This is a genomic window from Muricoccus pecuniae, assembly GCF_014199205.1.
Lineage (GTDB): Bacteria > Pseudomonadota > Alphaproteobacteria > Acetobacterales > Acetobacteraceae > Roseomonas > Roseomonas pecuniae.
The window spans coordinates 178,079-204,637 of the sequence record NZ_JACIJD010000004.1 but is presented as its reverse complement, the minus strand read 5'-3'; the positions used below and the strand labels follow the sequence as shown (position 1 = coordinate 204,637).

Annotated in this window: 27 protein-coding genes and 1 riboswitch; of the genes, 19 read left to right on the top strand and 8 right to left on the bottom strand. The window is 72.0% G+C overall.

What is annotated here, in order from left to right:
• Nucleotides 1–38 precede the first annotated feature (38 nt).
• Nucleotides 39–467, top strand: coding sequence for a low affinity iron permease family protein (locus FHS87_RS06305; RefSeq protein WP_184515024.1), 429 nt, complete (start codon nucleotides 39–41; stop codon nucleotides 465–467).
• A 66-nt stretch (nucleotides 468–533) separates the two neighbouring features.
• Complete coding sequence (locus tag FHS87_RS06300; RefSeq protein WP_184515021.1) at nucleotides 534–1,271, top strand: transglycosylase SLT domain-containing protein; 738 nt, start codon at nucleotides 534–536, stop codon at nucleotides 1,269–1,271.
• A 6-nt stretch (nucleotides 1,272–1,277) separates the two neighbouring features.
• On the opposite strand, the gene FHS87_RS06295 is transcribed toward FHS87_RS06300, so the two are convergent.
• The 8 genes from FHS87_RS06295 to FHS87_RS06260 all read right to left on the bottom strand — a co-directional run bounded on the left by FHS87_RS06295 (nucleotide 1,278) and on the right by FHS87_RS06260 (nucleotide 8,546).
• A complete protein-coding gene (locus FHS87_RS06295; protein WP_246418045.1) occupies nucleotides 1,278–2,654 on the bottom strand; it encodes a hypothetical protein in 1,377 nt (458 codons plus the stop codon).
• On the bottom strand, nucleotides 2,645–3,094 hold the full coding sequence (locus FHS87_RS06290) for a molybdenum cofactor biosynthesis protein MoaE (RefSeq protein ID WP_184515019.1): 450 nt from the start codon (nucleotides 3,092–3,094) through the stop codon (nucleotides 2,645–2,647). The genes FHS87_RS06295 and FHS87_RS06290 overlap by 10 nt, the downstream gene beginning before the upstream one ends.
• A 10-nt stretch (nucleotides 3,095–3,104) precedes the next feature.
• The gene (gene moaD / locus FHS87_RS06285) at nucleotides 3,105–3,356 is read right to left on the bottom strand and encodes a molybdopterin converting factor subunit 1 (RefSeq protein WP_184515016.1); all 252 of its coding nucleotides are present in this window, start codon (nucleotides 3,354–3,356) and stop codon (nucleotides 3,105–3,107) included.
• 9 nt (nucleotides 3,357–3,365) lie between these two features.
• Nucleotides 3,366–4,049, bottom strand: coding sequence for a hypothetical protein (locus tag FHS87_RS06280; RefSeq protein ID WP_184515014.1), 684 nt, complete (start codon nucleotides 4,047–4,049; stop codon nucleotides 3,366–3,368).
• Nucleotides 4,050–4,145: 96 nt separating this feature from the next.
• Entirely contained in the window at nucleotides 4,146–4,757 is a 612-nt protein-coding gene (pgsA, locus tag FHS87_RS06275) for a CDP-diacylglycerol--glycerol-3-phosphate 3-phosphatidyltransferase (protein ID WP_184515012.1), read from the bottom strand.
• Between the two features lie 60 nt (nucleotides 4,758–4,817).
• Nucleotides 4,818–7,046 (bottom strand): excinuclease ABC subunit UvrC, encoded by a 2,229-nt coding sequence (gene uvrC / locus FHS87_RS06270; protein ID WP_184515010.1) that lies wholly within the window; start codon nucleotides 7,044–7,046, stop codon nucleotides 4,818–4,820.
• A gap of 299 nt (nucleotides 7,047–7,345) precedes the next feature.
• Nucleotides 7,346–7,762 carry a dihydroneopterin aldolase gene (locus tag FHS87_RS06265; protein ID WP_184515008.1) on the bottom strand — a complete coding sequence of 139 codons (417 nt, stop codon included), beginning with the start codon at nucleotides 7,760–7,762 and terminating at the stop codon, nucleotides 7,346–7,348.
• A 7-nt stretch (nucleotides 7,763–7,769) separates the two neighbouring features.
• Nucleotides 7,770–8,546: an SDR family oxidoreductase gene (locus FHS87_RS06260; protein ID WP_184515006.1), complete on the bottom strand. Its 777-nt coding sequence runs from the start codon at nucleotides 8,544–8,546 to the stop codon at nucleotides 7,770–7,772.
• A 106-nt stretch (nucleotides 8,547–8,652) separates the two neighbouring features.
• Between FHS87_RS06260 and FHS87_RS06255 the strand changes: the two genes are divergently transcribed.
• From FHS87_RS06255 to FHS87_RS06175, 17 genes are all read left to right on the top strand, one after another.
• Nucleotides 8,653–9,390, top strand: coding sequence for an SDR family NAD(P)-dependent oxidoreductase (locus FHS87_RS06255; RefSeq protein WP_184515004.1), 738 nt, complete (start codon nucleotides 8,653–8,655; stop codon nucleotides 9,388–9,390).
• Nucleotides 9,387–10,094 (top strand): SDR family NAD(P)-dependent oxidoreductase, encoded by a 708-nt coding sequence (locus FHS87_RS06250; protein WP_184515003.1) that lies wholly within the window; start codon nucleotides 9,387–9,389, stop codon nucleotides 10,092–10,094. The genes FHS87_RS06255 and FHS87_RS06250 overlap by 4 nt, the downstream gene beginning before the upstream one ends.
• 35 nt (nucleotides 10,095–10,129) lie before the next feature.
• Nucleotides 10,130–10,258, top strand: a riboswitch (TPP riboswitch).
• Between the two features lie 97 nt (nucleotides 10,259–10,355).
• Nucleotides 10,356–12,188: a phosphomethylpyrimidine synthase ThiC gene (thiC, locus tag FHS87_RS06245; RefSeq protein ID WP_184515002.1), complete on the top strand. Its 1,833-nt coding sequence runs from the start codon at nucleotides 10,356–10,358 to the stop codon at nucleotides 12,186–12,188.
• Between the two features lie 88 nt (nucleotides 12,189–12,276).
• On the top strand, nucleotides 12,277–13,260 hold the full coding sequence (locus FHS87_RS06240; protein WP_246418044.1) for a Bug family tripartite tricarboxylate transporter substrate binding protein: 984 nt from the start codon (nucleotides 12,277–12,279) through the stop codon (nucleotides 13,258–13,260).
• An 89-nt stretch (nucleotides 13,261–13,349) separates the two neighbouring features.
• Nucleotides 13,350–13,580: a DUF2171 domain-containing protein gene (locus FHS87_RS06235; protein WP_184515000.1), complete on the top strand. Its 231-nt coding sequence runs from the start codon at nucleotides 13,350–13,352 to the stop codon at nucleotides 13,578–13,580.
• 227 nt (nucleotides 13,581–13,807) lie between these two features.
• A complete protein-coding gene (gene zapE, locus FHS87_RS06230; RefSeq protein WP_184514999.1) occupies nucleotides 13,808–15,010 on the top strand; it encodes a cell division protein ZapE in 1,203 nt (400 codons plus the stop codon).
• Between the two features lie 89 nt (nucleotides 15,011–15,099).
• Nucleotides 15,100–15,618 (top strand): hypothetical protein, encoded by a 519-nt coding sequence (locus FHS87_RS06225; RefSeq protein WP_184514998.1) that lies wholly within the window; start codon nucleotides 15,100–15,102, stop codon nucleotides 15,616–15,618.
• A gap of 187 nt (nucleotides 15,619–15,805) precedes the next feature.
• Nucleotides 15,806–16,759, top strand: a complete 954-nt coding sequence (mdh, locus tag FHS87_RS06220) for a malate dehydrogenase (RefSeq protein ID WP_184514997.1) — start codon at nucleotides 15,806–15,808, stop codon at nucleotides 16,757–16,759.
• Nucleotides 16,760–16,814: 55 nt separating this feature from the next.
• Nucleotides 16,815–18,008 carry an ADP-forming succinate--CoA ligase subunit beta gene (gene sucC, locus FHS87_RS06215; RefSeq protein ID WP_184514995.1) on the top strand — a complete coding sequence of 398 codons (1,194 nt, stop codon included), beginning with the start codon at nucleotides 16,815–16,817 and terminating at the stop codon, nucleotides 18,006–18,008.
• Between the two features lie 2 nt (nucleotides 18,009–18,010).
• Nucleotides 18,011–18,901, top strand: coding sequence for a succinate--CoA ligase subunit alpha (gene sucD / locus FHS87_RS06210; RefSeq protein ID WP_184514993.1), 891 nt, complete (start codon nucleotides 18,011–18,013; stop codon nucleotides 18,899–18,901).
• Nucleotides 18,902–19,195: 294 nt separating this feature from the next.
• The gene (gene ahpC, locus FHS87_RS06205; RefSeq protein ID WP_184514991.1) at nucleotides 19,196–19,759 is read left to right on the top strand and encodes an alkyl hydroperoxide reductase subunit C; all 564 of its coding nucleotides are present in this window, start codon (nucleotides 19,196–19,198) and stop codon (nucleotides 19,757–19,759) included.
• Nucleotides 19,760–19,835: 76 nt separating this feature from the next.
• Entirely contained in the window at nucleotides 19,836–21,431 is a 1,596-nt protein-coding gene (gene ahpF / locus FHS87_RS06200) for an alkyl hydroperoxide reductase subunit F (RefSeq protein WP_184514989.1), read from the top strand.
• 61 nt (nucleotides 21,432–21,492) lie between these two features.
• Nucleotides 21,493–22,425 carry a LysR substrate-binding domain-containing protein gene (locus FHS87_RS06195; RefSeq protein WP_184514987.1) on the top strand — a complete coding sequence of 311 codons (933 nt, stop codon included), beginning with the start codon at nucleotides 21,493–21,495 and terminating at the stop codon, nucleotides 22,423–22,425.
• Between the two features lie 119 nt (nucleotides 22,426–22,544).
• Nucleotides 22,545–23,630 carry a branched-chain amino acid aminotransferase gene (locus FHS87_RS06190; RefSeq protein WP_184514985.1) on the top strand — a complete coding sequence of 362 codons (1,086 nt, stop codon included), beginning with the start codon at nucleotides 22,545–22,547 and terminating at the stop codon, nucleotides 23,628–23,630.
• A gap of 68 nt (nucleotides 23,631–23,698) precedes the next feature.
• Nucleotides 23,699–24,751 carry an FkbM family methyltransferase gene (locus FHS87_RS06185; RefSeq protein WP_184514983.1) on the top strand — a complete coding sequence of 351 codons (1,053 nt, stop codon included), beginning with the start codon at nucleotides 23,699–23,701 and terminating at the stop codon, nucleotides 24,749–24,751.
• A gap of 53 nt (nucleotides 24,752–24,804) precedes the next feature.
• A complete protein-coding gene (locus FHS87_RS06180) occupies nucleotides 24,805–25,341 on the top strand; it encodes a PRC-barrel domain-containing protein (RefSeq protein ID WP_184514981.1) in 537 nt (178 codons plus the stop codon).
• A gap of 19 nt (nucleotides 25,342–25,360) precedes the next feature.
• Complete coding sequence (locus FHS87_RS06175) at nucleotides 25,361–26,554, top strand: MFS transporter (RefSeq protein ID WP_312861889.1); 1,194 nt, start codon at nucleotides 25,361–25,363, stop codon at nucleotides 26,552–26,554.
• Nucleotides 26,555–26,559 lie beyond the last annotated feature (5 nt).

Below are 26,559 nucleotides of genomic sequence, written 5' to 3'. Positions count from 1 at the left end.
CCCAGCTCCCCGATATCCACTGCGGCGGCCGATTCCCGATGTCCCTTTCCAAGATGTTCAGCGACGTGGCGAGCCGGGTGGCGCACGCGGCCGGGCGGCCGCTCACCTTCGCCGCCTGCGTGGGCGTGGTGCTCGTCTGGGCCGTCTCCGGGCCGCTCTTCAACTTCTCCGACACTTGGCAGCTCGTCATCAACACGGGCACGACCATCGTCACCTTCCTCATGGTGTTCCTCATCCAGAACACCCAAAACCGCGACGGCGCGGCCATCCAGGCGAAGCTGGACGAGCTGATCCGCACCAGCGCGGCGGGCAACGCCTTCATCGGGATCGAGCACCTGACGGAGGAGGAGCTGGACGAGATCCGCGCCACCTGCGAGCAGCGCGCCCGCATGGCCGAGGCGGCCGACGATGCCCAGGCCTATGCCAACCGCCGGGCCGCCGAGGCCGCCGACGCGGCGACGAGCTGATCCCGGTCCCACCCGTTCCCGCGCGTCCCCCTTGACCCCATCCGCCCTGGTGGCGAGGAGCGGGCCATGTCGCGCCCCCGCCTGACCGCCCTGCTGCTCGGCGCCGCCCTCGCGGCCCCGGTCGCCGCCCCCGCCCGCGCCCAGGGGGCGGGCGACGACTGGTCCGCCTGCCGCCGGGCGATCGCCGCGGTGGAGCCGGGATCGGGCATCCCGGAGGGTTTGCTGGGGGCCATCGCCCTCGTGGAATCCGGCCGCGCCGCTCCCTCCGGCCGGCCGGAGCCCTGGCCCTGGAGTTGGAACGCGGGCGGGGAGGGCGGCTCCGCGCCGAGCAAGGCCGCGGCGGTCGCGGCGGTGGCGGCGCTGCTGGCGCGCGGGCAGCGCTCGGTCGATGTCGGCTGCATGCAGGTGAACCTCCTGCACCACCCCGACGCCTTCCCCAGCCTGGAAGCCGCCTTCGACCCCCTGGCCAATGCCCGCTACGCCGCCCGCTTCCTCCTGCGGCTGCGCGGCGCCGCGCCGGACTGGGGGGAGGCGATCGGGCGCTACCATTCCGGCGAGCCCGAGCGGGGCGCCGCCTATAACCGCCGCGTGGCGCTCGCGCGGCTCGGCGCCGTCTGGGGGCGCGGGGGGGCGGTGCCCCTGCCGGCGATGCGGGGCCTGGCCAATCTCTGCGCGCCCGGGCTGCAGCCGGCCCTGCTGGTGGGCGGCGCGGCGGAGGCCCGGCGCTTCATGCGTCCCGGGGTGAGCCGGCCCGTGCCCGTGCCGCGCCAGTCCCGGCCGCGCATGGCCTGCCTCCGGCGCTGAGGGCGCTCAGCGCGCCTCCCGGCCCCGCATCTCGCGCGCGGCGAGGACGAAGGCCCCCGCCAGCACCACCCAGGTCAGCCGCGCCCCGTAGCGGTCATGCGGCCCGCTCAGCGCGCCGGTGGCAAAGGCGTTGGCGAGGATGCCCACCCCGATCCCCAGCGCCAGGCCGAGAAGCGCCCGGTCCCGCCTGGCACGCCAGCCCAGCAGGGCGAGCGCCCCCGCCCCCAGCAGCAGGGCCGGCGCCTGGGGCCAGAGGAGCGGCACCGCCAGTTCCGGCATCGCGCCCCGCCACTGCGCCCCCGCCCGGAGCCGCGCCGCCTCCGCCTCGCTGAAAAGGGCGACGGCACCGAGCACGCCCTCGCCGATATGGCGCCGCTCCAGCGTGTCCCCCACGCGGTTGGCGGCGAGCTGGCGGAAGGTATCCCGCAGCGCGTGCCCGGCCACGGCCAGGGGCTCGCGCGCGACCGTCTCCGCGACGATGGCGCGGGCCTCGCCCGAGAGGGCGCGGCCGCCGAGGAAGCGGGGCTGCCCGGCCTCGTCCCGGTTCACCGGGCTGGCGGGGTCCCAGAGGAAGATGTCGCTCGCCAGCAGGTCCCGCGGGCAGTCGCGGAGGCGGCAGGCCTCGGGGCCGAAGGGGGCGAGCCCTCCCTTGAAGGCGCAGAGCGCCCAGCCGGCCTCGGGGCAGCGCGCCTCGATCGTGCGCAGCGCCGGGCCGTTCGCCACCATCCGGGCGAGGAGGAAGGTGGCGCCATAGGGCGAGAGGGAGGGCCGCCCGTGCCCCGCGAGATTCGTCGCCAGCAGGAGGGCCGCGGCCCCGGCCAGCGGCAGCGCCAGCCACGCCGCCGCGCGCCAGCCCGCGAGCAGGAGGACGAGCACCGCCAGCGCCCCGAGCATCGGCAGGTGCGACAGATGCGCCGCCGTGCCGAGCGCCGCCAGCACCCCCAGCCACAGCGCCTCCCCCCGGGAGAGGGCGGCGCGGCCGAAGCCGAGGAGGAGGGCCGCGAGGGTCACCGCGGGGGTGAGCGCGTCCGGCATGACGAGGGAGACCGTGAAGGGCGCCGCCGTCAGCGCCGCGACGATCGCGCAGAGGAGCAGGTGCCGCCCCGGCGAGGCCCCGCCGCCGAAGGCGCGCAGCAGCAGCCAGAGAAGGTGCGAGAGGATCAGCCCCTGTGCCGCCACCACGGGCCAGAGGGTGACGTGCCAGTGCAGGAGAGAGGCGATGGGGCCGTAGATCCAGGGCTTGTCCCAGATCATCAGCGGGCCGAGCGTCTGGTGCAGGAAGGCGGCGGTGTCGCTGAACACCAGCGGGTAGCCCGAGAGAAGCGCCGGCCAGGCGAGCATCAGCCCGCCCGCCGCCACGGAAAGGGCGGGCCTCAGCCCCATCCCTCTCTGCGCGCCTCGTCCTCCGCCCGTGCCTCCACCCAGCGGTCGGTGCCGGTGGCGAATTCCTCCCGCTTCCAGAAGGGGGCGCCGGTCTTCAGCCAGTCGATCAGGAAGGCGCAGGCCTCCAGCGCCGCCGTGCGGTGGCGGCTGGCGGCGAGCACGAGGACGATGCCCTCCCCGGGCAGGATGCGGCCGTGGCGGTGGATCACGGTGCAGCCCGTGAGCGGCCAGCGCCCCGCCGCCTCCTGCGCGATGCGGGCGATGGAGCGCTCCGTCATGCCGGGATAGTGCTCCAGCACCAGCGCCTCCAGCCCGTCATCGGCGCGGCAGAGGCCGATGAAGCTGGCGATGCCCCCGACATCCACCCGCCCGGCGGAGAGGGCGGCGGTCTCGGCGGCGAGGTCGAAGGGCGCCTCCTGGACGCGGACCGTCGGCGTCACCCGCCCCTCCTCAGCCACCGGTCACCGGGGGGAAGAAGGCCACCTCGTCGCCGGGCTTCACGGGGTGGTCGGGGCCGCAGAACTCCTGGTTCACCGCCGCGCGCACCTGGGCAGGGTCGGCGAAGGCCGAGGCGTGGCCCGGCGATCGGGCGGCGAGCCAGCGCATCAGCGCGCCCACGTCCCGCACCTCGGGCGGGGGGGAGACGCTCTCCTCCCCCGTGCCGGCGCGCTGGCGGAGCCAAGCGAAGTAGAGAACCCTCATCGTCCCGTCCTAGCGCGGCGTCGGCACCACCTGGATGCTGCCATCCGCCCCGAAGAGGGTGGTGGTGCCGCCCTGGCGGATAGCCGTGCCGGTGCCGATGCCGGGCTGGGTGAAGGTCTGCACGTTGTTGTTCCCGCCCGTGATGGTGGCGGGCGCGCCGCCCGGCGTGGGCAGCACCTGCCCCTCCAGCCGGGGCGCGGGCGGGGTGGCCGGCTCGCCCCGCGGCACGCCGGCGCGCGGCAGGGGCGGCGGGTCGAGCGGGGGCAGCGCCTGGGAACTGCCGGTCGCGCGGCGCGTGCCGGGGGCCGGGGCGCGCGGGTTCGGCGCGGCCTCCGGCGGGGCGCCGCGGCCGGGCTGGGTGCTGTTGGGCGGGATCACCTCGGGCGCGCGGCCGCGCTGCTGGGCGCGCTCCAGCCCCTCGGAGCGGGCACGCTCCTGCGGCGGCACGACGGCCGCGTCGGGGTTCTGCAGCGTGGCGCGGGGGGCCTCCTCGCCGGGCCAGACATTGCCGGGCTCGGGCATCAGCGGGGCGTCCTCGGCCGAGGTGCCCATGACCCGGCGCACGGTGAGGCTGTCCGGCGCGCCGATCGCGTCGCGCCGGCCGAAGGGGGCGAGGTCGATGTCGCCGAGGCAGCCGCCGAGCAGGATCGCCAGCGACAGGCTGGCCAGGGGACCCGGGCGAAGGCGGTCCATGGGGATGTCCTTTCCGATCGGCCCGGGGCAGCGCGCCGCCCCGGGCCTTCCTGGTGATTCGCTGAGGCGCAGGATGCGCCCGCGCATGCCGGGCGGCTACCCGGCGCGGTTGCCCTCGCGGGCCGCGCGGGCGCCGTCCTCGGCCGCCGCGTGGCGCATGCCCGCCGTCATGTAGTCCCACCCCGTGACGAGGGTGAGGGCCGCCGCGACCCAGAGCCCGGCCTCGCCGAGCCAGGAGACCGGCAGGAAATCGAGCATGATGGCCGAGGCGCCGCTGTTCCCGGCGACGATGGTGCCGATGGAGCCCATCTGGAAGCCCGTTTTCCACTTCGCCAGCCGCGTCACCGGCAGGCCGATCTTGATCCCCGCCAGGTACTCGCGCAGCCCGGAGACGAGGATCTCGCGCAGCAGGATGACGATGGCGGGCAGCAGGCCGAGCGGCGAGAGCCGGTCCATCCCCGCCAGCAGCATCAGCGCCGCCCCGACGAGCAGCTTGTCCGCGATGGGGTCCAGCATCCGCCCGAAGGCGGTGAAGGACCCGCGTTCCCGCGCGATCTTGCCGTCGAAGTAGTCCGTCAGCGCCGCGGCCGAGAAGACCGCGCAGGCGAGGATGTCGCCCACCGGCGTGCGGAGGAACATCAACCCCACCAGCAGCGGGATCGCCGCGATGCGGGACAGCGTGAGCAGGTTCGGCAGGTCGGTGGGCATCCGAGGCTCCTTGCCGCCTCCCCTAGCCCAGATCGGGCGCGGGGGGAACGCGGGGGCGGATCAACCCTCCACCTCATGGCCCAGCGCGTCGGGGGCGAGGGGGGCCGACCCCTCGTCCTCCGGCGGGTCTTCCGACGAACCCGCCTCGTCCGGCATCTCGGCCAGCACGGTGACGGGCGCGGGACCAACCACCGCTCCCGCCCCCTTCCGCGCCGCGCGGCCGCGGGGCTTCACCGCCTCGACCGGGCCGGTGGTGCCGGGGTGGAAGTGCTCATAGACGCGCCGCGCCACCGCCGGGCCGATGCCGGGGCAGTTCTGCAGGTCCTCCAGCGCCGCGTTTCGCACGCCGCGCGCCGAGCCGAAATGGTTCAGCAGCGCCCGCTTGATGGCGGTGCCGACGCCGGGGATCTCGTCCAGCTCGCTCCTGACCAGGGACTTGGAGCGGCCGGCGCGGTGGGTGGTGATGGCGAAGCGGTGCGCCTCGTCCCGCAGGCGCTGGAGGTAGTAGAGCACGGGGTCTCGGGGCGGGAGCTGGATGGGGTCGTGCCCCGTCCGGTGGAACCACTCGCGCCCGGCATCCCGGTCCGGCCCCTTGGCGACGGCCACCAGCGGGATGTCGTGGATGCCCATCTCCGTCAGGATGTCGCGCGCGGCGTTGAGCTGGCCGAGGCCGCCATCAATGAGGACGAGGTCGGGCCAGGTGCCGCTCTCGCGCTCCGGGTCCTCCTTCAGCGCGCGGCCGAAGCGGCGCTCGAAGACCTCGCGCATCATGGCGAAGTCGTCGCCGCCGCGGGGGCCGCCCGTGGACTTGATCGTGGTGCGCCCGGCGGCGTCGTGGGCGAGGGCGGTCACGTCCTCCCCCGCCAGGGGCTCCACGCCGCTCGCATCCGCGGGCGCCGGGCCGGCATCGGCGCCCTTTCGCCCCTTGCCCGCGCCCGGGGCGGCCCGGGTTCCGCCCCCCTGAATGGAGAACTTGCGGTAGGCGTTCTTGATGAAGCCCGAGGGACCGGCGACGACCATCACGCCGTAGGCATTCGTGCCCTGGATATGGGAGTTGTCGTAGATCTCGATCCGCTCGGGGGTGGAGGCGAGGTCGAAGACCTTCGCCACGCCTTGCAGCAGCTCGCCCTGCGCCGCGCCCTCGGCCAGGCGCCGCTCCAGCGCCTCCCGCGCGTTGGTCTGGGCGTGCTCCACCGCCGAGCGCTTGTCGCCGCGCTTGGGGGTGTGGACCTCCACCTTGCGGTCGGCCCGCAGCGCCAGCGCCTCGGCCACCAGCGCGGCTTCCGGCAGGTCGTGGGAGAGGAGCACGAGGGGCGGGGGCGGCAGGTCGTCGTAGAGCTGGCCGAGGAAGGCCGTCAGCACCTCCGCCGGCTCGGCATCGGCCCGCATGCCCGAGAGGAAGAAGGGCCGGTTGCCGTTGTTGCGGCCGCCGCGGAAGAAGAAGACCTGCACGCAGGCCTGGCCGGCCGCCATGTGCAGCGCCACCACGTCGGCGTCGCCGATCCCCTCCATGTTGATGCGGTCGCGGCCCTGCACATGGGTCAGGCCCCGGATGCGGTCCCGGATGGCCGCCGCGCGCTCGAACTCCAGCCGCTCGGCCGCCTCCTCCATCTCGCGCGCCAGGCGCTTCTGGATGGAGGGGGTCTCGCCGGAGAGGAACTGCGTCGCCTCCCGCACGAGCTCCGCGTAGTCCTCCTTGGAGACGCGGTCCACGCAGGGGGCGGAGCAGCGGCGGATCTGGTGCAGGAGGCAGGGGCGGGAGCGGTTGTCGAAGACCGTGTCCCGGCAGGAGCGCAGGAGGAAGACGCGCTGGAGGGCGGTGAGGGTCTGGTTCACCGCCCAGGCCGAGGCGAAGGGGCCCCAGTAGGAGGCGCCCTTGCGCCGCTCCCCCCGGTGCTTCGTGATCTGCGGGTAAGGATGATCTTCCGTGATCACCAGCCAGGGATACGACTTGTCGTCCCGCAGGACGATGTTGTAGCGCGGCCGCAGCCGCTTGATCAGGTTGGCCTCCAGCAGCAGCGCCTCGGCCTCGGAGGCCGTGGTGATGACCTCCATCTGCCGGGTCTCGAAGACCATGCGCTTCAGCCGGTCCGGCAGCTTATGGACCTGGGTATAGGCGTAGACGCGCTTCTTCAGGCTGCGCGCCTTGCCGACATAGAGCGCGTCCCCCTTGGCATCGAGCATGCGGTAGACGCCCGGAGAGAAGGGCAGGGTGGCGAGGGTGCGCTCGATGACCTCACGCCCTTCCATGGGCGGCACCGGGGTGGTCTGCTCGTTGGAGAAGGCCATCAGGCTTGTTTCCGTTGGGTTTCCAGGGTGCCCCTGAGGGTTGTCCCCGGAAGCTGTGGATAAGCTTGTGGATGGGGAGGCGTCAGGGTCTGCCCGACAGCGGCGGATAAGGGCTTCCGACGGTCCTGCCCAGAAATTGTGCAACAATCTAAGTCATTGTTTTTAGAAATTTTCAACCTGAAATCGGCATTCATGCTCTGTTCACATTGACGCTCCCCACCCCTTTCGCCAGTCGGGCCAGCCTTGCGGCCCGCGCGGGGGACGAGTTGCGTCAATTCGGCGAGAGAGGCTTGACAAAGTCAGCCTTGTGACACTCCCGCGTCATTCCGAACGCGTTCCACGCTGACGCCCACGGCCCCTACTCCCGGCAGGATGTCCGGCTTCTCCACCGTCACGCGAGAGGCCCGCACGCGGGGGTCCTCCAGGCAGGCGAGGGCGATGCGCTCGGCCAGCGTCTCGGCCAGGCGGGTGTGCCCGCCCGTCGCCACGGCCCGCGCGCGGTCGGCCACCACCGCATAGTCCACCACCCGCTCCAGCCGGTCCGCCCCCACGCCGGCGGGGGCGGCGTCGTCCTCCACCAGCAGCTCGATCCCGATGACCACGCGCTGCGGCGCCGCCTCCTCCCGGGGGTAAACGCCGAGCCTTGCCTGCACCGTGAGGTCGCGCACGAAGACCCGGCGCAGCCCGCGCGCGGCGTCCGGGATATAGGATGTCATTCCTTTGTTATTCCTCTGGCCCGCCATGGGCGCGGGTTGGGGACCACTGGAGATGCTGCCCACCGTCGAGGGTGATGATCCCCCCCGTCATCGCCGGCAGCGAGAGGATGGCGAGGACGGCCCGCGCCACCTCCTCCGGGCTCGACCCGTGGCCGAGGGGGGTGCTCTCGCTCTGGGCGCGGAACTGGGCCTCGCTCTGGCGGGTGCTGGCGATGGTGGGGCCGGGGCCGATGCCGTTCACCCGGATCCGCGGCGCCAGCGCCAGCGCCATGGTCTGCGTCAGCGCCCAGAGCGCCGCCTTGCTGACGGTGTAGGAGACGAAATGCGGGGTGAGAGAGAGGACGCGCTGGTCCAGCATGTTCACCACCGCCCCCTCCGCCCCTTCGGGCAGGGCGAGGGCCAGGGCCTGGGTCAGCACGAAGGGCGCGCGGAGATTGGGCTCCAGATGCGCGTCCCAGCTCTCGCGGGTGGCGCTGTCCCACTCGTCCCGGTCGAAGCGGGAGGCGTTGTTCACCAGCACCCCGACCGGGCCGAGCTTGGCCGTGGCGTCGGGGATGAGGGTCTCCACCTCCGCCTCCCGCGAGAGGTCGGCGCGCAGGAGAGCGGCGCGGCGGCCGAGGGCGCGCACCTCGCCGGCCAGCGCCTCCGCCTCCTCGCGGCTGTCGTGGTGGTGGATCGCCAGGTCGAAGCCGGCGCCGGCCAGGGCGAGGCCGATCGCGCGGCCGATGCGCTTCGCGCCGCCCGTGACGAGCGCCGCCCGGGGAATCTGGGATGGGATGGCCATGCACCGGGCAAGATAGGGCAGCGCCCCGCCTCCCGCGAGGGCCGCGCTTGACGGAGCCCCCTCTCCGCCGCCCCCATCCCCTCCGGAGATCAGGGGGAAATGTTGCATGGACGGGATCGCGCAGACGGGCCTCGCGGGGAAGCGGGCCCTCGTCACCGGCCACCGGGGCGGCATCGGCGCCGCCATCGTCGCGGTGCTGGAGGTCTCGGGCGCGGTGGTGGAGGGGCTGGACCGGCCGGAGCACGACCTGCTCGACATCCCCTCCATCGCCCCGGCGGTGACGGCCGCCGCCGAGCGGATGGGCGGGATCGAGCTGCTGGTGAACGGGGCCGGGGACACGATCCTCGGCACGCTCCTCGACACCCCGCTGGATGAGGCGGAGCGCATCATGCGGATCAACCTGCTCGCCCCCTTCGCCGTGATGCAGGCGGCGCTGCCCTATCTCCTGCGGAACGGCGGGGCGGTGGTGAACATCGCCTCCGACCAGGCGATCATCGGCAAGCCCGCCAGCGCGGCCTACGGCGCCTCCAAGGCCGCGCTGGCGGGGCTGACGCGGGGGGCGGCGCTCGACTTCGCCGCGCCGCCGGGCGGGAAAGGGGTGCGCTTCAACACCGTGGCGCCGGGCAGCACGGACACGCCGATGCTGCGCGCCGTGCTCGCCGGCCTCGCCGCGCGGGACCCTTCCCGCCCGGCCTCGGAGGATGCCTACACCGCCGCCGTGCCGCAGCGCCGCTTCGCCGAGCCGCGTGAGATCGCGGCGGCGGTGGCCTTCCTCCTCTCCGACCACGCGAGCTTCGTCACGGGCACCGTCATGCCCGTGGATGGCGGGACGACGGCGGCGTGAGGGCGGTTCTCGTGACCGGCGGCACGCGCGGTATCGGGCTGGCCTGCGCGCGGCTGCTGGCGGGGCAGGGGGTGCCCGTGATCGCCGCCGCCCGCCGCGCGCCGGAGAAGCCCTTGCCGGAGGGGGTGCGCTTCACTGCCTGCGACGTGACGGACCCCGCCTCCGTCCGCGCCCTCTTCGCCGGGATTGAGGCTGAGACTGGGCCGCTGCGGGCGGCGATCCTCGCGGCCGGGGTGGCCGGGGGAGACCCGCCCGCGCCGGACGAGGAGCACTGGCGCCGGATCATGGCCTCCAACCTCGACGGCGCCTGGCGCTGCGCGGAGGCGGCGGCCGCCGTGCTGCCGGACGGCGAGGGGCGCATCGTGCTCCTCTCCTCCGTCCTCGGGCTGCGCGCCGTGCCGGACCAGGTGGCCTATTCGGCGGCCAAGCACGGGGTGATCGGGCTGATGCGGGCGCTCGCCCTGCGGCTGGCCCCGCGCGGCATCACCGTGAACGCGCTCTGCCCGGGCTGGGTGGAGACCGGCATGGCCCGCGCGCGCTGGGCGGAGCTGGGCATGACGGCGTCGGAGGCCGCCGCGGGCACGCCCACCGGGCGCATCACCGGCGCGGGGGAGGTGGCGGAGACGGCCGCCTTCCTGCTCTCCCCCGCCGCGGCGAACATCACGGGGCAGGCAATCGCGATCGATGGCGGCGCTGGACTCTAGTCGTTGACAAGACCGGCGCCGCGGGCCGAGGCTGCGCGCCTCACCCGGGGGGTCCCGACAGGGGGCTGAGATACGGCTGGCATCCAGGCTTCTGGGGGCAGCGCCGTGACCCGATGAACCTGATCCAGTTCATGCTGGCGTAGGGACGGTGCGGCTGCCCTTCACTCCCTGTCCCGGGGAGCTCCACGCCCGCCGTGGGGGCATCCTTCCATCTTTGCAGTTCAGCGCTGGGTTCTCGCGAAGGCGAAGGAGCTCTGGCGCATGTCCGTCGAAACCACCACCGAACGGCCCGCCCCGAAGGGCGTGCCCAGCGTCACCACCGGGCCGCTGCCCGCCTCGGCCAAGGTGTTCAGGCCGGGTGCGCTGCATCCGGGGATCCGCGTGCCCATGCGCGAGATCGCCCTGCACCCGAGCGCGGGCGAGCCGCCGGTCACGGTCTATGATTCCTCCGGCCCCTACACCGATCCCGCGGCCAGGATCGCGATCGAGCGCGGGCTGCCGCGGCTGCGCGAGGGATGGATCGCCGCCCGCGGCGACACGGAAGCCTATGAGGGGCGGCTGCTGAAGCCCGAGGACAACGGCTTCGTCTCGGGCGACCGCCTCACCCCCGCCTTCCCCGTATGGCACGCGCCGCGCCGCGCGGCGGGCGGGCGCGCGGTGACGCAGCTCGCCTATGCGCGCGCCGGCATCGTCACGCCGGAGATGGAGTTCGTCGCCATCCGCGAGAATCTCGGCCGCGCCGAGATCCGCGGGAAGCTGGAGCGCGACGGCGAGAATTTCGGCGCCGCCATCCCCGACTTCGTCACCCCCGAATTCGTGCGGGAGGAGGTGGCGCGCGGCCGCGCCATCATCCCCGCCAACATCAACCACCCGGAGCTGGAGCCGATGGCGATCGGCCGGAACTTCCTGGTGAAGATCAACGCCAATATCGGCAACTCCGCCGTCACCTCCTCCATGGCCGAGGAGGTGGAGAAGATGGTCTGGGCCATCCGCTGGGGCGCGGACACGGTGATGGACCTCTCGACCGGCCGCAACATCCACAACATCCGCGACTGGATCATCCGCAACGCGCCCATCCCCATCGGCACCGTGCCGCTCTACCAGGCGCTGGAGAAGGTCGGCGGCATCGCCGAGGAGCTGAGCTGGGAGGTGTTCCGCGACACGCTCATCGAGCAGGCCGAGCAGGGCGTGGACTACTTCACCATCCATGCGGGCGTGCGCCTCGCCCATGTGCCGCTGAGCGCGAGCCGCGTGACGGGCATCGTCTCCCGCGGCGGCTCCATCATGGCGAAGTGGTGCCTGCACCATCACCGCGAGAGCTTCCTCTACGAGCATTTCGAGGAGATCTGCGACATCCTCCGCGCCTATGACGTCTCCTTCTCCCTCGGCGACGGGCTGCGCCCGGGATCCATCGCGGACGCCAACGACGCCGCGCAGTTCGCGGAGTTGGAGACGCTGGGCGAGCTGACGAAGATCGCCTGGGCGAAGGACTGCCAGGTGATGATCGAGGGCCCGGGCCACGTGCCGATGCACAAGATCAAGGCCAACATGGACAAGCAGCTGGAGGTCTGCGGCGAGGCGCCCTTCTACACTCTCGGGCCGCTGACGACCGACATCGCCCCGGGCTACGACCACATCACCTCCGGCATCGGCGCGGCGATGATCGGATGGTTCGGCACGGCGATGCTCTGCTACGTCACGCCGAAGGAGCATCTCGGCCTGCCCGACCGGAACGACGTGAAGACGGGCGTGATCACCTACAAGATCGCCGCCCACGCCGCCGATCTCGCCAAGGGGCACCCGGCCGCGCGCCTCCGCGACGACGCCCTCTCCCGCGCCCGCTTCGAGTTCCGCTGGGAGGACCAGTTCAACCTCTCGCTCGACCCCGACACGGCGCGCAGCTTCCACGACGAGACCCTGCCGAAGGAGGCGCACAAGACCGCGCATTTCTGCTCCATGTGCGGGCCGAAGTTCTGCTCCATGCGCATCTCCCACGACATCCGGGCGGAGGCGCAGAAGGAGGGGATGGAGGCCATGGCGCGGAAATTCCGCGAAGGCGGCCAGCTCTACGTGCCCCTGGGCGAGGGGGACTGACCCGGCGGGCGGCGGGGAGGGGGGCGCGCTTGCCTTCCCGCCGGCTTCGGCCTGCACTCCCGGGCAGGAAATGCCGGGAGAGTCATCCATGCCGCTGTCGCGCCGTTCCCTCACGCTGGCCCTCGCCGCGGCCCTGCCGGCCGGCGCCGCGCTCGCCCAGCCCGTGCCGGCCGGATGGCCGGACCGGCCGCTGCGCCTCGTCCTGCCCTACACGCCGGGCGGCGGCACGGATGCGGTGGCCCGCGCCCTCGGCGCCCGGCTGGGCGCCGCGCTCGGGCAGCCCGTGGTGGTGGAGAACCGCCCGGGGGCCGGGGGCAATCTCGCGACCGAGACCGTGGCCGGGGCGCGGCCGGACGGGCTGACGCTGCTGATGGGCAACCAGGGCCCGATCTCGGTGAACCCCACCCTCTTCGGGCGGAACCTCAGGACCGATCCGGCCACGGCGCTTGACCCCGTGGCGATGGTGGCCGAGACGCCGCTCGTCCTCGTCGTCGGCCCCGCCACGCGGGCCGCGGACCTCTCTGCGCTGATCGGGGAGTACCGGGCGGCCCGGGGGGCGATGACCTATGCCTCGCCCGGCAACGGCGCGGCGGGGCACCTGGCCATGGCGATGCTGCTCCAGCAGGCCGGGGTGGAGGCGACGCACGTCCCCTTCCGCGGCGCCGCGCCGGGGCTGACGGATGTGGCGGCCGGTCACATCCCGGCGATGATCAGCACGCTGCCCTCGGTGGCCGGGCTGGTGGGTGGCGGCGCGCTCCGCGCCCTGGCCGTGACGGGCGACCGGCGCGTCCCCTCCATGCCGGAGGTGCCGGTCGTGGCCGAGACCCTGCCGGGCTACCGCGTCACGGCCTGGTACGGGATCCTCGTGCCGCACGGTACGCCGGAGCCGGTCCGGGCGCGGCTGGAGGAGGCGATCCTGGCCAGCCTGAGCACCCCAGAGCTGGCCGCCAGCCTGGAGCGGGAAGGGGCCGTGCCCTATCCGATGACGGGAGAGAGGTTCGGCCGCTTCATCGCGGATGAGCGCGCGCGCTGGGCGCCCGTGATCCGCGCGGCCGGGATCACCGCGGACTGATCCCGCCCGCGGAACGGATCGCGACGGCGCCGGCATCCCGCGCGGCGCGGGCGCGTTCTCCCGCCCGACACGGTGGAAGGGAGAAGCCCATGATCGATGCGTCGCAGGTCGGGGAGCACATGGAGATCGTCGGTTCCTGCGGGAACCATGTCGGCACCGTCGACAAGGTCGAGGGCAGCCGCATCAAGCTGACGAAGAACGACAGCACGGACGGCAAGCACCACTACCTCCCGCTCTCGGCGGTGGCCTCGGTGGAGGGCGGCAAGCTCAGAACCTCCATGAACCACATGGACGCCATGAAGCAGTTCCAGGACGCCTGACCGCGCCACCCCGCCCACTCGGCCACGCCGGCTCCCGCCGGTGGGGGCCCCTTTTCCGGCGGACCGTCTTCCCAGGGGAGGGCGGGAAAACAAGGGCTCAATCCTCTCAAAGGCTTGCTGCCCGTTGATGAAACGGCACTTTTAGAACGGCTCCCGAACGGGTGGAGGGGCGTGAAAGCCTTCCCAAAGTTGCGAGGTGCCGCAAAACCGGGTTAGACCCGCCGCCGATGGACGGCACAACGCCCGCACCGGTCACCTCCTCCGCCCCCTCGGCAACCAAGCTGGCGGCGGATGTCTCGCAGGGACCGCTCCCCCTCTACCGCGCCCGCGTGGCGGCGGGAGGGTTGCGCGCGGACCCCGCCCAGGAGCGCGCGGCGGAGACGCTGCAGGATCTCTGGCGCCGGCTGCGCGGCTACGATCCCCGGCCCGAGGCGAAGTCCGAGCCGGGGCTGCTCGCCCGCTTCTTCCGCCGCAAGCCCGTGGACGAGCAGCCGGAGGGCCCGCCGCTCGGCCTCTACCTCGTCGGCGAGGTCGGGCGCGGCAAGTCCATGCTGATGGACCTCTTCTTCGAGACGGCGGACGTGCCGCGCAAGAAGCGCGAGCACTTCCACGCCTTCATGCAGAAGGCCCATCGCCGCATCCACGAGTACCGCCGCGCCCATGGCGATGCGAGCGACCCGATCCCGCCGCTGGCCGACAGCATCGTGGCCGAGGCCGCGCTGCTCTGCTTCGACGAGTTCCAGGTCCACGACATCACGGATGCCATGATCCTCGGCCGGCTGTTCGAGGCGCTCTTCGCGCGCGGCGTGGTGGTGGTCGCCACCTCGAACACGGCGCCGGCCGATCTCTTCAAGGGCAAGCCGGGGCGCGACGCCTTCCTGCCCTTCATCGCGATGATCCAGAAGCGCCTGGAGGTGCTGCACCTCGCCTCGCTTCAGGATTACCGGCGCGACCGCATCCGGGGGCTGCCGACCTGGCACACGCCCGTGGACGGCCGCGCGACCCGCGCGCTGGACGCCGCCTTCCGCGAGCTGTCCGGCGTGCCCCATGGCGAGGCCTGCTCGCTCTCGGTGCTCGGCCGCAAGGTCGAGGTGCCGCAGGCGCACCGGGGGGTGGCCCGCGCCGATTTCGAGGCGCTCTGCGGGGTGTTCCTCGGCGCGGCGGACTTCCTCGCCATCGCCACCCACTTCCACACGCTCGTGCTGGACGGCGTGCCGCGGCTGGGGCCGGAGAACTTCGACCGGGCCCGCCGATTCGTGACGCTCATCGACACGCTCTATGAGCACCGCTGCAAGCTGGTCGCCTCCGCCGAGGCGGAGCCCGACCAGCTCTACGAGAGAGGGGAAGGGGCGGCGATTTTCCAGCGCACCGCCTCCCGCCTCGTCGAGATGCAGAGCCAGGACTACCTGGCCCTGCCGCACCTGACATGACGTAAACCCGGCACGGGATGTGCCTGGCGCTGGCCCGGGGGGGCAGGGCGCCAGGTGGAAGTCCCGGCCGGATCTGGGGGAGATTTGAAATGCTGCGTTCCCTGACCATCGCGCTCGGCGCGGTCGTGGCGCTCGCCGCCGCCCACCCGAACGAGGCCTCGGCGGCCCGCGAGGCCCGATCCTCGGGCAAGGCGGCCCATCCGGCCGCCGCGGCGCGCGCGCCCGTCGCCGTGCTGTCCCGCAGCAGCGCGGCGGCCGCCCCGCGCGCCGCCGGCCGCGCCACCATCCGCACCGCCGCGCGCGGGGCTGAGGAGGCGATGATGGCCCGCGGCAGCCGGGCGCAGGCGCGCGTCGCCGGCCGGCGCCAGGCCGAGCTCTCCACCGCCCGCCCCGGCCTGCGGATGGTGAGCCTGTTCTCCGCCCCCGCCGCCGCGGCGGTGCCCATGGGCGGCGGCAAGAGCGCCAAGGCGCCGCGCGGCGAGGGCCGCATGGGCGTGTGGCACGCCGGGCTGCCCGCGCCCGATGGCGAGCAGATGGACTGCCCCACGGGCACGATGGCCGTGCTCGCCCGTGGCCATGCGGACACCTTCCGCTGCATGCCGATGTGATGTGCCGGTCGCACCTTTCTGGTGCATGAAACGGAGGCGGGGCACCGAAAGGTGTTCCGCCCCTTTCATTTCCGCGACCAGGGGGGCGCCTTGCCGGGGGGGCGATCCCCGGCTAATCCAGCCGCGTCCAATTCGCAGGTGCCGCAAACGGCACCTGCCCGCGTCCCCCCATGCCAAGGACTCCCTCATGGCCCGCAAGAAGATCGCGCTCATCGGCGCCGGCAACATCGGCGGCACGCTCGCCCACCTGATCGGCCTGAAGGAGCTCGGCGACGTCGTGCTCTTCGACGTGTTCGGGGGCGTGGCCGCCGGCAAGGCGCTGGACATCATGCAGTCCAGCCCCGTTGACGACTTTGACAGCCACATGACCGGCGGCTCGGACTACTCCGCCATCGCGGGCGCCGACGTGATCATCGTCACCGCCGGCTTTCCCCGCATGCCGGGCATGAGCCGCGACGACCTGCTGATGAAGAACGCGGGCGTGATGGGCCAGGTGGCCGAGGGCATCAAGCAGTACGCCCCGGACGCCTTCGTGATCTGCATCACCAACCCGCTCGACGTGATGGTCTGGGCGCTGCAGCAGAAGTCCGGCCTGCCCGCGCACAAGGTCGTCGGCATGGCCGGCGTGCTCGACAGCGCGCGCTTCCGCCTCTTCCTGGCGCAGGAGTTCAACGTCTCCGTCGAGGACGTGACGGCCTTCGTGCTCGGCGGCCATGGCGACACGATGGTGCCGCTGACCCGCTACTCCACGGTGGCCGGCATCCCGGTGCCGGACCTCATCAAGATGGGCTGGACGACGCAGGAGAAGATCGACGCGATCGTGAACCGCACCGCCAATGGCGGCGGCGAGATCGTGAAGCTGCTCGAGAAGGGCTCGGCCTTCTACGCCCCGGCGGCGTCGGCCGTGGCGATGGCCGAGAGCTACCTGAAGGACAAGAAGCGCGTCCTGCCCTGCGCCGTGATGCTGAACGGCGAGTACGGGCTGAACGACTTCTATGTCGGCGTGCCCGTCGTGATCGGCGCGGGCGGCGTCGAGAAGATCGTCGAGGTGCAGTTCTCCCCCGAGGAGAAGGCCGCCTTCGACAAGTCCTGCGACGCGGTGAAGAAGCTCGTCGAGGACTTCAAGGCTCTCGGCGTGTGAGAATGCGGGCCGGGGAACCTCCCGGCCCTTTCCTTATCGGACAGGCGGAACCCGCATGAACATCCATGAATACCAGGGCAAGGAGCTGCTGAAGCGCTACGGCGTCGCAGTGCTCGACGGCTATGTGGCCAAGACTCCCGAGGAGGCCGAGGCGGCGGCGAAGAAGCTGCCCGGCCCCGTCGTCGTCGTGAAGTCGCAGATCCATGCCGGCGGCCGCGGCGCCGGCCGCTTCACCGACGACCCGAACGGCAAGGGCGGCGTGCGCGTCGTCAAGCCCGAGGCCGCAAAGGAAGCGGCGGCGGCCATGATCGGCCACACGCTGGTGACGAAGCAGACCGGCCCCGAGGGCAAGGTCGTGAACCAGGTCTATGTGGAGGCCGGCTGCGACATCAAGCGCGAGCTGTACCTCTCCATCCTGCTCGACCGCGAGACCTCCCGCGTCACGATCATGGCGTCCACCGAGGGCGGCATGGAGATCGAGGAGGTGGCCGAGAGCCACCCCGAGAAGATCCTGAAGGTCGCGATCGACCCCGCCTCAGGCCTCTTTCCCTGGGCCGCGCGCAAGCTCGGCTTCGGCCTGGGCCTCGAAGGTAAGCAGGTCGGGACCTTCGTGAAGTTCGTCACCGCCATGTACGAGGCCTATACCGCCCTCGACATGGAGGCCATCGAGATCAACCCGCTGGTCGTGACCGGCGCGGGCGAGATCGTGGCGCTCGATGCCAAGGTGTCCTTCGACGACAACGCGCTGTTCCGCCACAAGGACCTCGAGGCCCTTCGCGATGACAGCGAGATGGACCCGAAGGAGCTGGACGCGGTCAAGAACGACCTGAACTACGTCGCGCTCGACGGCGAGATCGGCTGCATGGTGAACGGCGCGGGCCTGGCGATGGCCACGATGGACATCATCAAGCTCTACGGCTCGTCCCCCGCGAACTTCCTCGACGTCGGCGGCACCGCGACCGCCGAGCGCGTGACCGAGGCCTTCCGGATCATCACCTCTGACAGCAACGTCAAGGCGATCCTCGTCAACATCTTCGGCGGCATCGCCAAGTGCGACATGATCGCGACGGGCGTGGTGCAGGCGGCGAAGAACCTCACCCTCTCCGTGCCGCTGGTGGTGCGGCTCGAGGGCACCAACGTGGAGCTGGGCAAGAAGATCCTGGCCGAGTCCGGCCTCGCGATCATCCCCGCCGACAACCTCGCCGATGCCGCCCAGAAGGTGGTGGACGCCGTGAAGAAGGCTGCCTGATCATGGCCGTTCTCGTCGACAAGCACACCAAGGTCATGACCCAGGGCTTCACGGGAAGCCAGGGCACCTTCCATGCCGAGCAGGGCATCGCCTACGGCACGAACTACGTGGGCGGCGTGACGCCGGGCAAGGGCGGGCAGACCCATATCGGCCTGCCCGTCTTCGACACGGTGGCCGAGTGCGTGGAGAAGACCGGGGCCGACGCCTCCGTCATCTACGTGCCGCCGCCGTTTGCGGCCGACTCCATCCTGGAGGCGATCGCGGCCGAGCTGCCCCTCATCATCTGCATCACCGAGGGCATCCCGGTGCTGGACATGGTGAAGGTCAAGCGCGCGCTGGCCGGCAGCAAGTCCCGTCTCATCGGGCCGAACTGCCCGGGCGTGATCACGCCTGAGGCCTGCAAGATCGGCATCATGCCGGGCCACATCCACAAGCGCGGCTCGGTCGGCATCGTGTCCCGCTCGGGCACGCTGACCTATGAGGCGGTGGCGCAGACGACGGCGGCCGGCCTCGGCCAGTCCACCTGCGTCGGCATCGGCGGCGACCCCGTGAAGGGCACGGACTTCCAGGAAGTGCTGGAGATGTTCCTGGCCGACCCCGAGACGAAGCAGATCGTCATGATCGGCGAGATCGGCGGCCAGTCCGAGATCATCGCGGCCGAGTTCCTGGGCCGCGAGAACAAGCCGGGCTCGGCGAACTACAAGCCGGTGGTCGGCTTCATCGCCGGTGCGACCGCCCCTCCGGGCCGCCGCATGGGCCATGCCGGTGCCGTCATCTCCGGCGGCAAGGACACGGCCGAGGCGAAGATGGACGCCATGCGCTCCGCCGGCATCCACGTGGCCGACAGCCCGGCCGCGCTGGGCTCGACCATGGTGAAGGCCATCGCCGCTTGAGCTGAGGCGGCACCGCCGCCGATTCGGAAGCGCCGCCGGGGGTGACCCCGGCGGCGCTTCTGCTTGGGAGAGGGGGCTCGAAAGTGCGGCGGGACCCTGGATAGGGCAGAGAAGGCCCTATTATCCGAGGAATCCGCAGGCCATCGGACGGCAGGATGCCGCCTGCCGGAACGATAGACGCAGCCTATTAGGGCAGCAAATCTTATCTATTTGGCTTATTTGCTGCGGCGCACTACATCTCCGGCTCGCGACGCGGCGTTGTTCCGCTGCGATTCAGGGCAAAGGAGATCCCGCATGTCCCTCATCAATACCAAGATCAAGCCGTTCAAGGCCCAGGCCTTCAAGCAGGGCAAGTTCATCGAGGTGACCGAGAACGACGTGCTCGGCAGCTGGGCGGTCTTCTTCTTCTATCCCGCCGACTTCACCTTCGTCTGCCCGACCGAGCTGGGCGACGTGGCCGACCACTACGAAGAGCTGCGGAAGATGGACGTCGAGGTCTACTCCGTCTCGACCGACACGCACTTCACCCACAAGGCGTGGCACGACGCCTCCGAGACGATCGGCAAGATCCAGTACACGATGCTGGGCGACCCGACGCACGAGATCAGCCGCAACTTCCAGGTCCTGCGCGAGGGCCAGGGCCTGGCCGATCGCGGCACCTTCATCGTGGACCCCGAGGGCGTGATCCAGGCTCTCGAGATCACCGCCGAGGGGATCGGCCGCAACGCCGAGGACCTGCTCCGCAAGATCAAGGCCGCCCAGTACGTCGCCGCCCATCCGGGCGAGGTCTGCCCGGCCAAGTGGCAGGAGGGCGAGGCCACCCTCGCCCCGTCGCTCGACCTCGTCGGCAAGATCTGAGGCTTCAAGGAGCCGCCCGCCTTCCGGGGTGGGCGGCTCCTCTCTTCCCGTAAAATTCCGAGCCGGAGGCACCCTCGTGCTGGATGCAAACCTGAAGACTCAGCTCAAGGCGTATCTGGAGCGCGTGGTCCGTCCCGTCCAGATCACGGCTTCCGTCAACGACAGCCCGAAGTCCCGGCAGATGCTGGAGCTGCTGCACGACGTGCAGGCCGCCTCCAGCAAGATCTCCGTCGTGGAGAACCACGACGACGGCGAGCGCGCGCCCTCCTTCGCGCTGACCAGCCCGGGCCACGACATCAGCCTGCGCTTCGCGGGCCTGCCCATGGGGCATGAGTTCACCTCGCTCGTCCTCGCGCTGCTGCAGGTCGGCGGCCATCCGCCGAAGCTCGAGCAGGCGATCATCGACCAGGTGCGCGACCTCGACGGCGAGTTCACCTTCGAGACCTATTTCTCCCAGTCCTGCCAGAACTGCCCCGAGGTGGTGCAGGCGCTGAACCTGATGGCGGTGCTGAATCCCAACATCAAGCACGTCGCGATCGACGGCGCGGTGTTCCAGGGCGAGGTCGAGGCGCGGCAGGTGATGTCCGTGCCGACCATCTACCTGAACGGCCAGGTCTTCGGGCAGGGCCGCATGGGCGTCGAGGAGATCGTCGCCAAGCTCGACACCGGCGCCGCGGCGCGCGAGGCGAAGAAGCTCTCCGCCGAGGAGCCCTTCGACGTGCTGATCGTCGGCGGCGGCCCCGCCGGCGCGGCGGCCGCGGTCTATGCCGCGCGCAAGGGCATCCGCACGGGCGTCGCGGCCGAGCGCTTCGGCGGCCAGGTGCTCGACACCATGGGCATCGAGAACTTCATCTCCGTCCCGCACACCGAGGGGCCGAAGCTGGCCCAGGCCCTCGAGACGCATGTGCGCGAGAACGGGGTGAGGATCATGAACCTCCAGCGCGCGGAGGAGCTGAACCTCGACCACGGCATGATCTCCGTCCGCATGGCCGGCGGCGCCACGCTGCGCGCGAGGAGCGTGATCCTCTCCACCGGCGCGCGCTGGCGTTCCATGGGCGTGCCCGGCGAGGATATCTACAAGAACAAGGGCGTGGCCTACTGCCCGCACTGCGACGGCCCGCTCTTCAAGGGCAAGGACGTGGCGGTGATCGGCGGCGGCAATTCCGGCGTCGAGGCGGCGATCGACCTCGCCGGCATCGTGAAGCATGTCACGCTGCTCGAGTTCGACACGAAGCTGCGCGCGGACGAGGTGCTGCAGCGCAAGCTGCGCAGCCTGCCCAACGTGACGATCATCGTCTCCGCCCGCACCACCGAGGTGAAGGGCGACGGGCAGAAGGTGACCGGCCTCACCTACGAGGACCGCGTGACCGGCGAGCACCGTACGCTGCGGCTGGAGGGCATCTTCGTGCAGATCGGCCTGCTGCCGAACACGGAGTGGCTGCGCGGCACGCTCGATCTCTCCCCGCGCGGCGAGATCGTGGTGGACGCCCACGGCCACACCTCGCTGCCCGGCGTCTTCGCGGCGGGCGATTGCACGACCACGCCCTACAAGCAGATCATCATCGCCGCCGGCGAGGGGGCGAAGGCCTCGCTCTCCGCCTTCGACTACCTCATCCGCAGCTCCGCGCCGGCCTCGGCGGAGGAGGCGGTGGTGCAGGCGAAGGCCGCCTGATCCCCGTTGCGCCGCCCGCCCATCCCTGGTCCAAGAGGGGCGGGCGGCCAGGGGAGCGCGCATGAACCTGCGGGAGTTGCAGTATCTTGTCGCGCTGGCGGACCTCCGGAACTTCCGGCGGGCCGCCGATGCCTGTTTCGTCAGCCAGCCCACCCTCTCCACCCAGATCCGCAAGCTGGAGGACGAGCTGGGCGTCGCCCTCTTCGAGCGCAGCCCGCGCAAGGTGATGCTCACCCCCGCCGGCCAGGACGCCGTGGCCCGCGCGCGCCGGATCCTGACGGAGATGGAGGGGATGAAGGAGGCGGCCCGCCGCCTCTCCCGCCCGGAGGCCGGCATCGCGCGGCTCGGCGTGTTTCCCACCCTCGGCCCCTATCTCCTGCCCGAGGTGATGCCGCGCGTGCGCGAGCGCTTCCCCCAGTTGCAGCTTCTCCTGACGGAGGAGAAGAGCGACCAGCTCCTGGCACGGCTGAACGAGGGCAAGCTGGACGCGGCGATCCTCGCCATGCCCGTGAACGATCCCGGCCTGCACTGCGAGCCCCTCTTCGAGGAGCCCTTCCTCCTCGCCGTGCCCAGGCACCATCCGCTGGCCGCCGCCCGGAGCCTGCGGCTGGGCGACCTCTCCCAGCACAACCTCATGCTGCTGGAGGAGGGGCACTGCCTTCGCGACCAGGCGCTGGAGGTCTGCCAGCTCTCCGGCGCGCGGGAGGGGTCCGAGTTCCGTGCCACCAGCCTCGAGACGCTGCGCCAGATGGTGCTTGCCGGGCTCGGGGTGACGCTGATGCCGGCTCTCGCCGCACGGGGCATGGTGCCCTATGCCGACCGGCTGCACCTCCTCCGCTTCGAGGACAGCAGCCCGAGCCGCCAGATCGGCCTGTTCTGGCGCAAGACCTCGGCCATGGCGCCGCTCCTCCTGCAGCTGGCGGAGGTGCTCAGGGGCGTGCCGCCGGAGCTGCTCGACCCCCCGGGCGAGCCGAGGCCGGCCGAGCTGGCCTGAGCGGGGCGGGATAGGTCATCCACGCTGACGCATAGGTGCCTTGCTCCCATGCGATTTCCGTGGCGCTTCCCGTTGCGCTAGAATGGCGCCGTAAGCAACAATATTGCGGGACCGGCGCCATGACCCCCGAAATCAGCCTGACGCGGACCCGGACGCCCCTGCCGCGCCCGGACGACTCCTCGCTCTCCTTCGGCAAGGTCCTGACGGAGCACATGTTCCTCATGGACTATGAGGAGGGCCGGGGCTGGCACGATCCGCGCGTCGTCCCCTACGCGCCCTTCCAGATGGACCCCGCCACCTCCGTCCTGCACTACGGCCAGGCCGTGTTCGACGGGCTGAAGGCCTTCCGCGGGGATGACGGCACGATCCGCATCTTCCGCGCGGAGCGGCACGCGAAGCGGCTGAACAAGTCCTGCGCCGCCCTCTGCATCCCGCAGATGGACGAGGACCTCATCCGCCGCTCCTTCGAGGCGATCGTGGCGGCGGACCACGACTGGGTGCCGCGCGCGCCCGGGACCTCCCTCTACATCCGCCCGACCGTGATCGCGCGGGACGTGATGCTCGGCGTGCATCCGGCCCACCGCTACACCTACTTCGTCATCTGCTCGCCCGTCGGCTCCTACTACAAGGAGGGGGTGAAGCCGGTCCGCATCCTGGCAACGGACACGCATGTGCGCGCGGTGCAGGGCGGCCTGGGCGAGGCGAAGACGGCGGCCAACTACGCCGCTTCCCTCTCCGCCCAGCAGGAGGCCGAGCGCGCGGGCTTCACCCAGGTGCTGTGGCTGGACGGCGTCGAGCGGAAGTGGATCGACGAGGTCGGCACCATGAACATCATGATGAAGATCGGCGACGAGGTGATCACCCCGCCGCTCGCCGGCACCATCCTGGACGGCGTGACGCGCAACTCCATCCTCACCCTCATGCGGGACTGGGGCCTGCGCGTCTCCGAGCGGCGGGTCTCGATCGACGAGGTGATGGCGGCGGGCCGCGACGGCACGTTGGAGGAGATGTGGGGCACGGGCACCGCGGCCGTCGTCTCCCCCGTCGGGCAGCTCGGCTACAAGGGCGATGTCATCACCATCGGGGGTGGCCAGACGGGCGCGCTGACGCAGAAGCTCTACGAAGCGATCGTCGCCATCCAGTACGGGCGCTCCAACGACCCGCATGGCTGGATGAGCGAGGTGAAGGATCCGGTCGAGGCCTGACGGGGGACCCGGCGCGGGCAGGCGGGAGGAACGTTGCAAGGAGCAGGCTGTCCGCGCATGAGTGCGCCATGCACCTGCTCCGAACGCTCGCCGCCCAGGTCCCGCCGATCCGCCGCCTCCGCCAGTCGCGCGACCAGCTCCTGCGGGAGCGCGACGAGGCGCAGGGGCGGCTCGACGAGGCGGGGGAGCGGCTGGAGGCGGCCCAGGCCGAGATCGCCGAGCTGCGGGAGCGCCCCGCCGACAGCCCCTTCTTTCACTACAACGCGGCCTTCGACCCGCAGGAGGTCATGCGCCGCCACGCCGTGCCGGGCCTCGTGCCGCGGCCGGGCTATCTCACCAACTTCCTCGGCGTGCTGATCGACCCGAAGTTCTTCCCCTCCATCCTGCAGGACCGCGCGGGGGAGGTGGAGGGCATCCCCATCCCGGCGAACTGGCATGCCGACATCGCCGAATGGGGCGCGGCGCTGCGGGCGGTGGACCTCGCGCGCGGGCGCTTCACGGTGATGGAGCTGGGCTGCGGCTGGGGCTGCTGGCTGAACAACACGGGCGTCGCCGCCCGCCGCGCCGGGCTCGATGTCCACCTGATCGGCGTGGAGGGGGATGAGGGGCATATCGGCTTCGCCCACGAGGCCTGCACCACCAACGGCTTCCGCGAGGACCAGCGGAGCCTGCATCGCGGCATCGCCGCCGCGAATTCCGGCTTCGCCCTCTTCCCCCGCCAGAAGGAGGCCGGGATGAGCTGGGGGCTGGAGCCCGTCTTCGGCGCGAGCGAGGAGCAGCGTCGGGAAGCCGCCCGCACCGGCGACTACGACGAGTTGCCGATGCTCGCGCTCGGCGACCTCGCCGCCCCGCACGAGCGGATCGACCTGTTGCACGTGGACATTCAGGGAGGGGAGGCCGAGCTCGTCGCCGGCAGCCTCGACCTCCTGCGGGAGAAGGTGGCCTATATTCTCATCGGCACTCACTCTCGGGGGATCGAGGGACGGCTGTTCGACCTGCTCCTGGGCAAGGGGTGGCTGCTGGAGATCGAGCGGCCGGCCATCCTCGATCCACGGAACCCTGCCGCACCCGTGATCGTGGACGGCGTCCAGGGATGGCGGAACATCGCGCTCCTGCCGTGATCGGAGGGTCGATCCGTGGGGCGCCCGCCGCGAGGATGCGCTAGGCTGCCCGCATGACCACCCGATCCACAGGCCTGTGCGGGCGCTTCCTCCTGGTGCTCGGCACGCTGCTCCCGCCCGGCGCCGGCGCCCAGCCCGCGCCGCCCCCGGCCGCCGCCCGGGAGGAACTTCCGCGGGATGCCTCCCAGCGGATCATCGGGCGCGAGGTCACGGGGCCCTCGGGCGAGATCGTGGCCCGGATCGTCAACGTGCTGCTGGACGAGAGCGGCCAGCCCCGCGCGGCCGTGCTGGACTATGGCGGCTTCCTCGGCGTCGGCCGGCGCCGCGTGGCGGTCGCCTGGCGCAGCCTGCGCTTCTCGCCCGACGTCGTGCGGCTGGAGCTGACCCGGGACCAGATGCGCGCCTTCCCCGACTACAAGGAGGGCGAGACGGTCGTGGTGGCCGCGCCGCCCCCCGCGCCGGAGCCCGCCGCACCGCCCGCATCGGAACCCGAGCCCGCCCCGGAGCCCGAGGCCGCAGGGCCCGAACCCGTCGCGCCGGCCGCCGCGGCGCAACCGCCCTCCGCTCCCGGCGCTGAACGGGCACAATAGGGTCCAGGGCATCCATCCGGTGGCAGGGCGCAGCGGGCGCGGGCTCGACTGGCTGAACTTCTTCATGTCGAACGTCCAGACCGGATTCGGGCCCTTCATCGCCGTCTACCTGACGGCGCAGGCCTGGACCGAGCTGGAGATCGGGCTCGCCCTCAGCCTCGGCGCCTTCGTCACCATGGCGATGCAGGTGCCGGCGGGGGCGCTGGTGGACGCGACGGCGAACAAGCGCGCCGCCGCGGCGGCGGCGCTGCTCGCCATCGCGGCCTCGGCGCTGATCCTCGCCCTCTTCCCCGAGACCCTGCCCGTGATGGTCTCGGAATTCCTGCACGGCTTCGCCTCCTGCGTGCTCGCCCCTTCCGTCGCGGCGATCAGCCTCGCCCTCGTCGGACGGGACCGGCTGGGCGAGCGGCTCGGACGGAACGCGCGCTACGCGGCGGTGGGGAGCGGGGTGGCGGCGGGGCTGCTGGGGGCGGCGGGCACCTGGCTCTCCGGCGCCTCGGTCTTCTGGCTCACCGCGGCGCTCTGCGTCCCGAGCCTCCTGGCGCTCGCCGCCATCCGGCCGGCCGACCTGCACCCGCCCGTCCCGAAGTCGCGGGAAGGGGGGGCGCTGCACGGATTGGGAGAGCTGCTGCGGAACCGGGGCGTGCTCGTCTTCGCCCTGTGCTGCGCGCTCTTCACCCTCTCCAACGCCGCCATGCTGCCGCTCGCCGGCACGCAGGTGACGCGGAACGCGGGCGACGAGGCGAACCTCATCATCGCCGCCTGCATCATCGCGCCGCAGCTCCTCATGGCGCTCATCGCCCCTTGGGTGGGGCGGCTGGCCGAGCGGCGGGGGCGGCGGATCGCGCTGCTGATCGGCTTCGGCGCCCTGCCGGTCCGGGGCCTGCTGCTGACCCTCGTGGAGGGGCCGGCCTGGCTCGTGCTAGTGCAGGCGCTGGACGGGATCAGCGCGGCGGGGCTGGGGGTGATGCTTCCCCTGCTGGCCGCGGACCTGACGCGCGGCACCAACCGCTTCAACCTCTGCATGGGGCTGTTCGGCCTGGCCGTGGGGATCGGCGGTACGCTCAGCACCACCATGGCGGGGCTGGCGGCGGAGTGGTTCGGGCCGGGGGTCGCCTTCGCCCTGCTGGCGGGGATCGGGCTGCTCTCCCTCCTCGCCGTGTGGCTGGCCATGCCGGAGACCCGTCCGGAAGGGGAGGGGGCGCCGGACTGACCGGC